The 12,592-nt window shown below is 74.8% G+C and carries 8 protein-coding genes and 1 pseudogene; all 9 read left to right on the forward strand.

The window, feature by feature from the left end; genetic code table 11:
- Positions 1 to 928, forward strand: a pseudogene (locus tag AB0L40_RS22560) (hypothetical protein); the annotation flags it as partial.
- Positions 929 to 1,049: 121 nt separating this feature from the next.
- Positions 1,050 to 2,759, forward strand: coding sequence for a penicillin-binding protein 2 (locus AB0L40_RS22565; protein ID WP_364360012.1), 1,710 nt, complete (start codon positions 1,050 to 1,052; stop codon positions 2,757 to 2,759).
- An 80-nt stretch (positions 2,760 to 2,839) separates the two neighbouring features.
- Positions 2,840 to 4,399 carry a UDP-N-acetylmuramoyl-L-alanyl-D-glutamate--2,6-diaminopimelate ligase gene (locus AB0L40_RS22570; RefSeq protein ID WP_364360015.1) on the forward strand — a complete coding sequence of 520 codons (1,560 nt, stop codon included), beginning with the start codon at positions 2,840 to 2,842 and terminating at the stop codon, positions 4,397 to 4,399.
- Positions 4,392 to 5,798 (forward strand): UDP-N-acetylmuramoyl-tripeptide--D-alanyl-D-alanine ligase, encoded by a 1,407-nt coding sequence (murF, locus tag AB0L40_RS22575; RefSeq protein ID WP_364360018.1) that lies wholly within the window; start codon positions 4,392 to 4,394, stop codon positions 5,796 to 5,798. Before AB0L40_RS22570 ends, murF begins: the two co-directional genes overlap by 8 nt.
- A 3-nt stretch (positions 5,799 to 5,801) precedes the next feature.
- Entirely contained in the window at positions 5,802 to 6,773 is a 972-nt protein-coding gene (gene mraY, locus AB0L40_RS22580; protein ID WP_364360021.1) for a phospho-N-acetylmuramoyl-pentapeptide-transferase, read from the forward strand.
- Positions 6,774 to 7,005: 232 nt separating this feature from the next.
- Complete coding sequence (gene ftsW / locus AB0L40_RS22585) at positions 7,006 to 8,424, forward strand: putative lipid II flippase FtsW (RefSeq protein WP_364360024.1); 1,419 nt, start codon at positions 7,006 to 7,008, stop codon at positions 8,422 to 8,424.
- Positions 8,339 to 9,613, forward strand: a complete 1,275-nt coding sequence (locus AB0L40_RS22590) for a UDP-N-acetylglucosamine--N-acetylmuramyl-(pentapeptide) pyrophosphoryl-undecaprenol N-acetylglucosamine transferase (RefSeq protein WP_364360027.1) — start codon at positions 8,339 to 8,341, stop codon at positions 9,611 to 9,613. The genes ftsW and AB0L40_RS22590 overlap by 86 nt, the downstream gene beginning before the upstream one ends.
- 502 nt (positions 9,614 to 10,115) lie before the next feature.
- Positions 10,116 to 11,459, forward strand: a complete 1,344-nt coding sequence (murC, locus tag AB0L40_RS22595; RefSeq protein WP_364360030.1) for a UDP-N-acetylmuramate--L-alanine ligase — start codon at positions 10,116 to 10,118, stop codon at positions 11,457 to 11,459.
- 103 nt (positions 11,460 to 11,562) lie between these two features.
- A complete protein-coding gene (locus tag AB0L40_RS22600; RefSeq protein ID WP_364360033.1) occupies positions 11,563 to 12,585 on the forward strand; it encodes a hypothetical protein in 1,023 nt (340 codons plus the stop codon).
- Positions 12,586 to 12,592: the final 7 nt, after the last annotated feature.

A 12,592-nucleotide genomic window follows, 5' to 3' on the forward strand; every position in this document is an offset into this window, starting at 1 on the left:
CTGGCGCACGGTCGTGCAGTCGAGGTCCGCGACGGTCAGTGCGCTGATCGCGAAGAAGCGCGTGACCGTCCTGACGATCAGCGGCGGCACCGTCACGCTCCTGGCCCGCCTGACCGGCGGTCGGCCGTGGCTCGTCCTGATCCTCGCCCTCGGCTGCGGCGTCATCGCGCTGCACGCCGCCACGTTGCAGACGAACCAGTCCGTCGCCGCGCGCGACCTCGAGATCAGCAAGCTCGAGCGCGAGACCGCCACGATGCGCAACGAGGTCGCGTCCCTGGGCTCGACGGACCGCGTGTCGGAGTTCGGCCGCGGCATCGGCATGGTCATCGCGGACCCCGAGGGCGTCGGCTACCTCGACGCCCGCCGGACCGACGCGGCCCGCGCGGCCTCGATGATCCGCCCGCCGTCCCCGGACTGGAAGCCGGCCCCGAACCCCTCCGAGCAGAACGGCGACGCCGTCGACGCCACGCAGGGCGCGGCCCCCGGCACCGGCTCCACGACGACGCAGGACTCCGCCGCGGGCTCGTCGCTGACCGGCACCGGCACCGGCACCGGCGCGGCGGCCACCGGCACGACCTCCGGCGCGGCGGGCACCACCGCCACGCCGCGCACGAGCACGAGCACCGGCACGTCGACGGGCACCGGGACGTCCACCGGCAGCGGGACGTCCACCGGCACCGGCGCGACCGGCACCGCGGCGACGGGCACGTCGACCGGCAGCGGCACCAGCGGGTCCACCGGCACGTCCACCGCGACGGGCGCGACCGGGACCGGCGCCACGTCGACCGGGACCTCCGGCGCGGCGACCACCGGCACGACCGGTGGAGGCGCGTCGACCGGATCGACGGGCACCGCCTCGGGCGGGGGCACGTCGGGCACCACGGGGACCACGAGCGGCGGGGGCGTCGCCGGTGGCGTCTCGCCCTGAGCGACCCCGTCGGCCCTGCGCCGACGACGTCGCGCCCGCCGCCGGGACGCCCTCCCGAAGGGGCACATAAAAACCCGCGCGCGGCGGCAGGACCGCCCGCGGCCGCGGCGAACGACCGGGCATGTACGCAGATCGCCGCCTGCGCGTGCTCTTCACCATCTCCATGGTCCTCGTCTCCCTCGCGGGGCTGCGCTCCGTGTGGTTCGCCCTGGCGAAGGCCGACACGCTCAGCATCCAGGCCGCCGGCCAGCAGCTCAGCGGCCGTGAGGTCCTCGCCCTGCGCGGCGAGATCACCGACCGCAGCGGCGACCCGCTGGCGGTCTCCGAGCCGGCCGCCGACGTCGCGGTCTCCTCCAAGCAGGTCCTCCAGCTGCGGACGCTGGTGCCGCCGCAGCAGCCTGCGGTCATGGCCGCGGTCATCGCCAAGTCGCTGGACCTGCCCGAGGACGAGGTGCTCGCCAAGCTCGTCTCCGGCAAGGGCTTCGAGTACCTGGGCCGCAGCGTCCCGGACACGAAGATCCAGGCGATGAAGGACCGGGCCAAGCGGCAGGGCGTGAAGCTCAACGGCGTGACGTACACGCCGCGCAACCGCCGCGTGTACCCGAACAACGCCCTGGCCGGCCAGCTGCTCGGGTCGTTCGGCACCGACGACAAGGCGCTGTCGGGGCTCGAGTACGCGCTGGACGACCGCCTGCGCGGCACCAACGGCCGCACCGTCGACACGAACGCGGCGTCGGGCAGCTCGCTGCGCCGCAAGATCGAGAAGCCGATGGTCCCCGGTAAGGACGTCGGCCTGACCCTCGACACGCGCATCCAGCAGATGACCGAGGACGCGCTGCAGGAGCTGGGGCAGACGTACCGCCCCAAGCGCGCCACGGCGATCGTCATGCAGCCCGACGGCCAGGTCCTGTCGATGGCCAACTGGCCGCGGATCGACCCCAACAAGCCCAACGAGGCGCCCGACGGGTACGACAGCAACCTCGCGCTGAACTTCAACTACGAGCCGGGCTCGACGTTCAAGGCCGTCGCGGTCTCCGGGGCGCTGCAGGACCGCATCGTCACCCCGCAGACGCAGTTCACCGTGCCGGGGGCCTACCAGGTGGCCGACCGCGTCATCAACGACTCGCACCCGCACGGGGTCGAGGTGATGACGCCCGGCCAGATCCTTGCCCAGAGCTCGAACATCGGCGCGATCAAGATCGGTCAGCGCCTGAACGCCGAGAAGGGCACGGCGGCCTTCGACGGCTGGATGCGGAAGTTCGGCTTCGGCAAGCCGACCGGGATCGGCATGCCGGAGCAGCAGGGCCTGCTCCTGCCGGTCAAGGACTACTCCGGGTCGACGATGGGCAACCTGCCGATGGGCCAGGGGCAGCTCGTCACGCCGATGCAGATCGCCAACCTCTACGCGACGATCGCCAACGGCGGCGTGCTCCGCAAGCCCACGCTCGTGCGCACGGTCGGCGGGCAGCCGATCTCCCGGCCGAAGGGCACGCGGATCCTGCGGCCCGACGTCGCCAAGGAGGTGCGCGGCATGCTCACCGGCGTGTTCGAGGCCGGAGGCACGGCGTCGGGCGTGAAGGTCCCCGGCTACACCCTGGCCGGGAAGACCGGCACGACCGAGGTCTTCGACGAGCAGCTCAAGGAGTACTCGAAGGTCCGCAACGTGGCGTCGATCGCCGGCTTCGCGCCGGCCCAGGACCCGAAGGTCGTGATCGTGGTGGTCGCCGACGAGCCCGCGGGCGGCGGCTTCGGCGCGACCGTGGCGGGCCCCGCGTTCGCGCAGATCGCCCGCTACGCCATGCAGTACCTGAAGGTCCCGACCAACAAGTGACCGGGCTCCGCCTGCCGCCCGACGATCGGGTGGGAGGGGAGCACGGGCGGGCGCCGGTCCTCCTCTAGGCTCCGGTGCGCATGACGTTGGGGGACCTGTTCGAAGAGACGCCCGCCGCGGTGGGGGCCGTCGAGGTCGCATCGCTCGCCTACGACGACCGACGCGTGGGCCCGGGGACCGTCTTCTTCTGCGTCCGGGGGCTCTCCCGCGACGGCCACGCGTTCGCCGCGGGTGCAGTCGAGCGCGGCGCCGCGGCGCTGGTCGTCGACCACCCGCTGGGGACCGCCGTCCCCGAGGTCGTCGTGCCCGACGTCCGCGCCGCGATGGCGCCCGCCGCCGCGCGCCTGGCGGGCGACCCGACCGCGACGCTGCAGACCGTCGGCATCACGGGCACCAACGGCAAGACGACCACCGCCTTCCTCGTCCGCGCGCTGCTCGAGGCCGCCGGCCGCCAAACGGGGCTCCTGGGCACCGTGACGCAGGTGATCGGCGGCGTCGAGCGCGAGGCCGGCCGCACCACGCCCGAGGCGATCGACCTGCAGCCGCGCTTCCGCGAGATGCTCGACGGCGGCGATCAGGCGTGCGTCATGGAGGTCTCCTCCCACGCGCTGTCGCTCGGCCGTGCCGACGCGATCCACTGGTCCGCAGCGATCTTCACGAACCTCACGCAGGACCACCTCGACTTCCACCCGACGATGGAGGACTACTTCCTCGCGAAGGCGCGCCTGTTCGCCGACGCGGGGGACGCCCCCAAGGTCGTGGACGTCGACGATCCCTACGGCCGGCGCCTGGCGGGCATGCACCCCGACGCGCTGACCGTCGGCCTGGAGTCGGCCGACGCGCGCTTCCGGGCGACGGAGGTCCGGACGGGCCTGCGCGGCAGCTCGTTCGTCGTCGGCGGGCGCGAGCTCTCCACCCCGATGCCGGGCCGCTTCAACGTCATGAACGCGCTGCAGGCGTACGTCACGGCCGTGGCGCTCGGCGTCGGCGAGGACGTCGCGGCCGCCGCGCTGGCCGAGGCCGGCCGCGTCCCCGGGCGCCTGGAGCCGATCGACGGCGGCCAGCCGTTCGCCGTCCTCGTCGACTACGCCCACACGCCGGACTCGCTGCACAACGTGCTGCTGGCCGCGGCGGGCGTCCTCGACGCCGACGCGGCGATCCGGCGCGGCGAGGGGCCCAGCGGCGGGACGGCGGACGTGGCGACCGGCGCGGTCGCGGGCGCCGGCGGCGGGGTTCCCGACGCCGACCCCTCGCGCGGGCGCTCGATCTGCGTCTTCGGCTGCGGCGGCGACCGCGACCGCGGCAAGCGCCCCCTGATGGGCGCGATCGCCGCGACGGAGTCCGACGTCGCCATCGCCACGTCCGACAACCCGCGCTCCGAGGACCCCACCGCGATCCTCGACGCCGTCGTCGGCGGGATCGACGCGTCCGCCACCGCGGTCGTCGAGCGGATCGAGGACCGCCGCGCCGCGATCGAGCGCGCGATCGCCCTCGCCGGCCCACGCGACATCGTGCTGATCACCGGCAAGGGCCACGAGCAGGGCCAGCAGTTCGCGGACCGGACGATCCCGTTCGACGACCGGGAGGTCGCGCGCGAGGCGCTGGCCGCCCTGGCGACCGGGGGGTCCCTCCATGCGTAGCCGCGACACCGCCTGGATCGCCCGCGCCGCGGGCGCGACGATCGTCCAGGACGCGCCGCCGGCGCCCGTGGTCCCCGACGTGACCGGCGCGGCGACGCGGGCCACGGCCGCCGCCACCACGCCCCCCGGCGGCGCCCCGGACGGCGGCGGGACGCCCGACGCCACGGTCGGCACCGGCCCGACCCGCGCGGTCATCGACACCCACGACGCACGCCTGCCCGGCGCGCTCTTCGTCGGCATCCCCGGCGCCCGCGTCGACGGCGGCTCGTTCGCCCCGCAGGTGCTCGAGGCCGGCGCCTGGGGCGTCCTCGTGCGTCCCGAGCACGCGGAGGCCGCCAAGGCCCCCGGCGTCGGCGTCGTCCTGACCCACGAGGACCCCGCGCGCGCCCTCGGGCTGCTCGCCCGCGCCTGGCGCTGGGAGCTCGGCGCCACGGTCGTCGGGATCACCGGCTCCGTCGGCAAGACGTCGACGAAGGACCTGCTGCTGTCCGTCGTCGCGCCGCACCGCAAGGCCGTGGCGACGGATGCGAACCTCAACACCGAGATCGGCCTGCCGCTGACGGTGCTGGGTGCCGAGGAGGGGACGGAGGTCCTGATCCTCGAGATGGCGATGCGCGGCTCCGGCCAGATCGCCGAGCTCGCCGCCATCGCGGAGCCCGACGTCGGCGTCATCACCAACATCGCGCCGGTCCACGTCGAGCTGCTCGGGTCGCTGCAGGCCGTCGCCGACGCGAAGGCCGAGCTCCTGCACGGCCTGATCCCCGGCGCCACCGCCGTCGTCCCGGGCGACGAGCCGCTCCTGGCCGGCCACCGGCCGCCCGGCGTCCAGGTCGTCGAGGTCCGCCCCGGCGACGGGCTGCCCGAGGGCCTGCGCGTGGCCGGCGAGGTCTCGCCGACCGTCCTGCGCAACCTGCCGGCCGTCGTCGCCGCCGCCCGCGCGATCGGGATCGAGCCGACCGGCGAGGTCCGGCCGGAGATCTCGCCGATGCGCGGCCAGCGACTGCACCTGTCCCGTGACATCGTCGTGGTCGTCGACTGCTACAACGCGAACCCGATGTCCATGACCGCGGCGCTCGACGACCTCGCCACGGCGGCCACCGGCCGCCGCGTGGCCGTCCTCGGCGACATGCTCGAGCTCGGCCCCGACGAGAAGCGCCTCCACGCCGAGCTCGGCGCGCACGCCAAGTTCACCGGCGTCGAGGTCCTCGTCGCCGTCGGGCCGCTCAGCCGCCACACCGGCACGGGCTTCGGCACCGGGGTCCAGTGGGTCGAGGACGCCGCCGGCGCCGCCGCGCTCCTGCCCAAGCTGCTGGAGCCGGGCGACACCGTCCTCCTCAAGGCCTCGCGCGGCATCGGCCTCGAGCGGGTCGCGGACGCCCTGCGCGGCGAGGACCGCTGAGCCGTGCTCAAGGTCCTCGTCGGCGGCACCGCCGCCATGCTCATCTGCATCTTCCTGGCGCCACGGTTCATCCAGTGGCTGCGGGAGAAGTCCTTCGGGCAGTACATCCGCGAGGAGGGCCCGTCCGGTCACCAGAAGAAGGCCGGGACGCCCACCATGGGCGGCCTGATCATCTTCGTGGCGATCTCGGTCCCGTTCCTGCTGCTCTGGGACTACGACTGGCGCGCCATGGGCGTGTACGTCACGGGGGCGGGGCTGGCGCTCGTCGGCTTCGTCGACGACTGGACGAAGGTCGTCCGAAAACGCTCCCTCGGCCTCAGCGGCAAGGGCAAGCTGCTGGCGATGGTCGTCGTGTCGCTCGTGCTCTGGTGGTTCGTCACCGGCCCGGCGGAGCTCGACCCGACGGTCAAGGTCCGCACGCTGGACCTGACCATCGACCTCGGCTGGCTGTACCCCGTCTGGATCTACCTCGTCGTCGCGTTCATGTCGAACGCCGTGAACCTGACGGACGGACTCGACGGGCTCGCCGCCGGCGTCACCGCGATCGTGATGACCGCCTACCTGGGGATCACCTTCATCGGCACCGGCGCGTCGGACCTCTCGCTGCTGGCGGCCTGCGCGGTCGGCGGCTGCGTGGGGTTCCTCTGGTACAACGCGCACCCCGCGACGGTCTTCATGGGGGACACCGGGTCCCTCGGGCTCGGCGGCCTGGTCGCCGGCATCGCGATCATGACCAAGACCGAGGAGCTCCTGCTCGTCATCGGCGGCGTCTTCGTCATCGAGGCGCTCTCGGTGATCATCCAGGTCTTCTCGTTCAAGACCTTCCGCAAGCGCGTCTTCCTGATGGCCCCGCTGCACCACCACTTCGAGATGAAGGCGTGGTCGGAGACGAAGGTCATCCTCCGCTTCTGGATCGTGGCGATCGCGTTCTCGGCGATCGGCTTCACGCTCTACTACCAGTCGATCCGCGCCTGACCTGAGGGGGCCGGGGCCCGCCCCGAACGTCTCGGGGAGGAGCTCGTCGGACTGCGGCGAGGTTCCGGGCACCCGGGAGGGGGCCGGCCTCCGCCCCGAACGTCTCGGGTACTGGGCGTGCCGGACTGCGGCGAGGTTCGGGGCACCCGGGAGAGGCAACGCCGGGAGCGGCGGCGCGCCCGATCGCCGATCGGCGGGAGGGTTCATAAGACGGGGGGCGAACACGCCCCTGATGAAGCGTGCAACTGCCCGTGCCCCCGAGCTCAAGCGCGAGTACGAGCGCCTGCTCGGCCTCGTGCTCGCCCTGTGCGTGCTGGGGGCGATCTGGGTCTACAGCGCCTCCAGCTCGGAGCAGATCCTCAAGAACGGCAGCAACGGCACGACCTTCCTGTTCCGGTACGCGATGTTCGGGGCGCTCGGCTTCGTCGTGCTCGCCCTCGCGTCCCGCGGCGGCGTCGCCGTCATCAAGAAGCTGACGTACCCGATGCTGGTCGTCTCGATCGTGCTCTGCATGGCGGTCGTCCTGCCGGGCATCGGCGTCCGCGTCAACGGCGCCAACCGCTGGCTCGGCGCGGGCTCGTTCACGTTCCAGCCGTCGGAGCTGGCGAAGTTCGCGCTCGTGGCGTTCCTCGCCCTGCGGCTCTCGACCCGGCGGACGCCCATGCGCACGCTGGGGGACCTGCGGATCGAGTTGCTGGCGATCGCCGTGCTCGTCGCCCTCGTGGCCGTCGTGCAGCGCGACCTCGGCACCACGATCGTGATCATCGGCGCCGCGGTCTGCGTCCTCATCATGGGCGGGATGCCCGGGCGGTTCTTCCTGCCGATCGGCGCCGCCGGCGGCTTCCTGCTGGCCGTGATGGTCGCGATGCACCCGTACCGGATCGCCCGCCTGGCGTCGTTCCTCGCCCCGGGCTCCGACTCCGCCGGCACGGGCTACCAGGCGCTCCAGGGCCAGCTGGCGATCGGCACCGGCGGGCTCACCGGCACCGGCCTGGGCAACTCCGTCCAGAAGGCCGACTGGCTGCCGGAGGCCCACACCGACTTCATCCTCGCCGTCGTCGGCGAGGAGCTCGGCGCGATCGGCATCATCATGCTGCTCGTCCTCTACGGCCTGATCGCGTACACCGGCCTGAAGATCGCGGACAAGACCGAGGGCCAGTACCAGAAGCTCCTGGCCGTCGGGATCACCGGCGTGATCATCACGCAGGCGATGCTGAACGTCTGGGTCGTCCTCGGGATCTTCCCGCTGACCGGCGTCCCGCTGCCGTTCATCTCCTACGGCGGCACGAGCCTCGCGGTGCTGCTCGGCGCCGTCGGCGTCCTGCTGAACATCGCGCGGGGGACCCCCGTCGTCGCACCCGCGCCCGGGATGCTCGGGGCCGAGCGGTCGGACGATCCGCAGCCCCCGCGCCCCCGCGGCCGCGCCCCCAAGCGCGCCCCGGCCCCCCGGAGGGCCCCCGCGCCGCGCCCCCGCCGGACCCCGAACGTGCGGCCCGTCCCCAGCCTGGGACTGGCGTCGGCACGGGTGGAGGCCGAGCGGGTGGTCCGTGCGTCACGATCCGTCGGTGACGACGAGGACGTTCGTGATCGCAGCCGGCGGGACCGCGGGGCACGTGGTGCCGGCGCTGGCGGTCGCCGACGAGCTTCGTGAGGACGGCCACCGCGTCGTCTTCGTCGGCGGCGATCGCGAGGAGCGGCGCCTCGTGCCGGAGGCCGGCTACGAGCTGCGGCGCATCTCCGTCGAGGGCTTCAGCCGCACCAACCCGCTGAAGGCCCTCCGGGCCGGCGGCCGCGCGGTCGGCGCCGTCCGCGGCGCGCGGAAGATCCTCCGCGAGCTGCAGCCCGACGCCGTGATGGGCGGCGGCGGCTACGTGGCGGGCGTCGTCGGCGCCGCCGCGGTCACCCGGCGCGTGCCGCTCGTCCTCACCGAGGCCGACTCGCACCTCGGCGTCTCCAACCGCGTGCTGCACCGGCGGGCGGCGCGCGTCTGCCTCGGGTTCCCGATCGCGGGCCGCGACGAGCCGACGTTCCTCGTGACCGGCCGCCCGGTCCCCGAGCCGTTCGCCGACCACGCCGGGGCCCGCGCGCGCTTCGGCCTCGACGAGCGGACCCCGACGATCCTCGTCTTCGGCGGTTCCCTCGGCGCCCGATCGGTCAACGAGGCCGCGGTCGAGGGCCTCGCCGGGCTCCGGGCCCCGGCACTCGACGGCACGGGCGACACCGAGGTCGCCGTGATCCACGCGTCGGGCCGTCGCGACTTCGCCGCCCTGGCGCCGCGGGTCCGCGCCGCGGGTGGCACGGCGATCGGCGGGGACGACGCCTCGACGGTCGCGGCGGCCGACGACCGCGACGGGACGACGCCGAAGGACGTGCGGGTCGCGGCGGCGGGGGAGACGCTCGAGGCGGGGGACGACGGCGTCGTCGCGGCCCCGGCCGGGTTCGACGGAACGGCCGAGGAGCTCGCCGCCGCGACCACGTACGTGCTCTACGACTACCTCTCGCCCTTGAGCCCGGCGCTCGCGGCCTGCGACCTGGTCGTCGCGCGCTCCGGCGGCTCGATCGCCGAGGTCACCGCCCACGGCCGTCCCGCCGTCCTGGTGCCCTACCCGCACGCGGCGGCCGACCACCAGACGGCCAACGCCCGCTGGATGGCCGACGCCGGCGCCGCCGTGGTGATCGTCGACCACGAGCTGACCGCCGAGGGCCTGCGCGCCACGGTCGCCGGCCTGCTCGGCGACCCGGCCCGCCTGCGGGCGATGGCCGAGACGTCGGCCGGACTCGCCCGGCCGAAGGCGGCGCGGGCGATCGCCGACGAGGTCCTGGCCGCCGCGGGCGGCTGAACGACGGACCCCGACGGGCCGCTCGCGGCGCGTCGGCGAGGCCGCGGCGCCGGGCACCAGGAAACGTTCCTACCAGGTACGTGATCTGGTGGCCGCGGTGGCGGGCGGCCCGCCGGCCCTGGCCGCGGCGCCGGCCACCAGGAAACGTTCCTGACAGGTACGTGATCTGGTGGCCGCGGTGGCGGGCGGCCCGCCGGCCCTGGCCGCGGCGCCGGGCACCGGGAAACGTTCCTGACAGGTACGTGATCTGGTGGCCGCGGTGGCGGGCGGCCCGCCGGCCCTGGCCGCGGCGCCGGGCACCAGGAAACGTTCATGCCAGGTACCTGATCTGGTGACCGCGGCGTGGGCCCGCCCGCCGACCCTGGCCACGCCGCCGGCCACCACGAAACGCTCCCGCCAGGTACCCGATCTGGTGACCATCGCCCCGGCCCGCCCGCCCGTCGGCGCCGCCCTCGGTCCCCTCCCACCGCCGCCCCGCACCCGCCGGATACGCTCCGCCGCGATGTCCTCCGCACCATGGTCCGGTCGTCGCCTCCACGTGCTCGGCATCGCCGGCGCGGGGATGAGCGCGCTCGCGGTGCTGGCCAAGGGGCTCGGGGCCGAGGTCACGGGGTCCGACCGCGGCGAGAGCCGGTACCTGGACGGGGTCCGCGCCGCCGGCATCGCCGTGGGGATCGGGCACGACGCCGGGAACCTGCCCGACGGCGACGACCTGGTCGTCGTCTCGTCGACCGCGATCCCCGAGGACAACCCGGAGCGCGTCGAGGCCCGGCGCCGCGGCCTGCCCGACCGCTCGCGGCACCAGCTGCTGCGCGAGGTCTGCGCCGAGCACCGGGTGATCGCCGTCGCCGGCGCCCACGGCAAGACGACGACGTCGGCGATGACCGTCCACGCGCTGCAGGGCGCGGGGGAGGACCCGTCGTACCTCGTCGGCGGGATCCTCCGCTCGACGGGCCGCAACGTCCACGTCGGCACGTCCGGCTGGCTGGTCGTCGAGGCGGACGAGTCGGACCGCTCGTTCCTGGAGACCCACCCCGAGATCGCGGTCGTCACGAGCGTCGAGCTCGATCACCACGGCACCTACGCCGGCCGCGCGGACCTCGACGCGGCGTTCCGCACCTTCCTCGCCGGCGCGACCGAGCGGGTCGTCTGGGACCGGCGCGAGCTCGACCGGATCGTCCCCGCCGACGCCGCCCACGTCCACCGCTACGACGTCGACTCCTCGACCCCGGGGGACGGGGCGCAGCGCTTCGCGTGGCGCGACCGCACCGTCGGGCTGCGGCAGCCGGGACTCCACAACGCCTGGAACGCGACCGCGGCGCTGACCGCCGCCACCCTCGCGGGCGCCGACCCGGACCGCGCCGCCGACGCGATGCTCGACTTCCCGGGGACCGGCCGCCGCTTCGAGCAGACCGGCATCGGCCCGGCTGGAGCGGTGATCATCGACGACTACGCGCACCACCCGACCGAGGTCGCCGCGACGATCCGCGCGGCCCGCACCCTGGGCCCCCGCCGGATCGTGGCCGTCTTCCAGCCGCACCTGTTCTCGCGCACCCAGATGCTCGCCGACGCGTTCGGGGCGGCCCTGGCCGAGGCCGACCTGATCTGCTTGCTGGACGTCTACCCGGCGCGCGAGCGGGCCGAGGACTTCCCGGGCGTCGACGGCCTGACGCTCGCCCGGACCGCCGCCGACGCCGCCGACGGGCGACCGGTCCTCCTCCTGCCGACGATCGCCGACGCCATCGAGCGCCTGCCGGCGCTCCTGCGCGCCGGCGACCTCTGCCTCTGCATGGGAGCCGGCGACGTCGACGCGGTCGCCCGCGGGCTGGTCGCGGCCGCGGGCTGAGACCGGGTCCGCCCCCGGGGCCCGTGCGGGTCCGGGCGGAGCGGACGCTCGTCCGACGAACCCGCGGGAGGGACCGCGGCCCGCGCGGCGAACGGGACGGGAGATGCCCACCCCGTCGTTCTCCGCGCGCCTGCACGACGCCGGCGCCGCTCTCTCGCCCCGCGCCGGATGGATCCGGTCCGGCCCGTCGGCCGCCCCGAACCGCCGGCTCGTCCTGCTCGCGCTCATCGGCGTGCTCGGCCTCCTGGCCGTCGTCTACCTCGTCCTGCGTCTCACGCCGCTCTCGGCGGTCCAGCGGGTGACGGTCGTCGGCGCCCAGGGTCCCGACGCCCCGCAGATCCGCCGCGCGATCGAGGACGCCGCGATGGGGCAGAGCACCCTCGGCTTCGGTGACGGCGCCGTCCACCAGGCGGTCCAGGGCACTTCGAGCATCACCGGCGTCACGGTCCATACGAAGTTCCCCCACGCGGTCCAGATCGAGGTCCACCAGCGCCTCGCGGTCGGCGCGGTCGAGGACGGCGGCAAGCGCGTCTCGGTCTCCGCCGACGGCAAGCTGCTCCCCGACTGGACCCCGGGCAAGCTGCCGCTGATCCGCGGCGCCCGCACCGACCGCGGCGCCGTCACCGGCGCGGCGCTCCGGGCCACCGCGATCCTCGGCGCCGCCCCGGCCGAGCTGCTCGCGCACGTCGCCCGCGTCGACGGCGGCACCACCGTCCGGCTCGCGTCCGGGCCGGCGCTGCTCTTCCACGACACCGATCGGGTCGCCGCCAAGTGGGCGGCCGCCGTAGCGGTCCTCAACGATGCTGGCACCGCGGGCGCGACGTGGATCGACCTGCGGGTCCCCGACCAGCCGGTCGCCGGCAAGGGCGCTCCCCCGGCGCTCCCCGCCGCGGACGCCAAGGTGGGCAAGGTCGGCACGACCGACGACGCCCTCGCGACCGCCGAGGACCGTGCCGCCGACCCCGGCGCCGCCGCCGACGGGACCGCCGCCGACGGCACCGGGACCGCGGGCTCGACGGCCTCGACGGGCGCCGACGGCTCGGCCATGTCGTGCGTCGTCAGGATCAGCGTCGTGCCGCGCTCGCGCAGGTCGCGCATCGTGTCCCAGAGGAACAAGCGCGACTGAGGGTCGA

Source organism: Patulibacter sp. NPDC049589 (genome assembly GCF_040675535.1).
In the GTDB taxonomy this organism is placed as follows: domain Bacteria; phylum Actinomycetota; class Thermoleophilia; order Solirubrobacterales; family Solirubrobacteraceae; genus Patulibacter.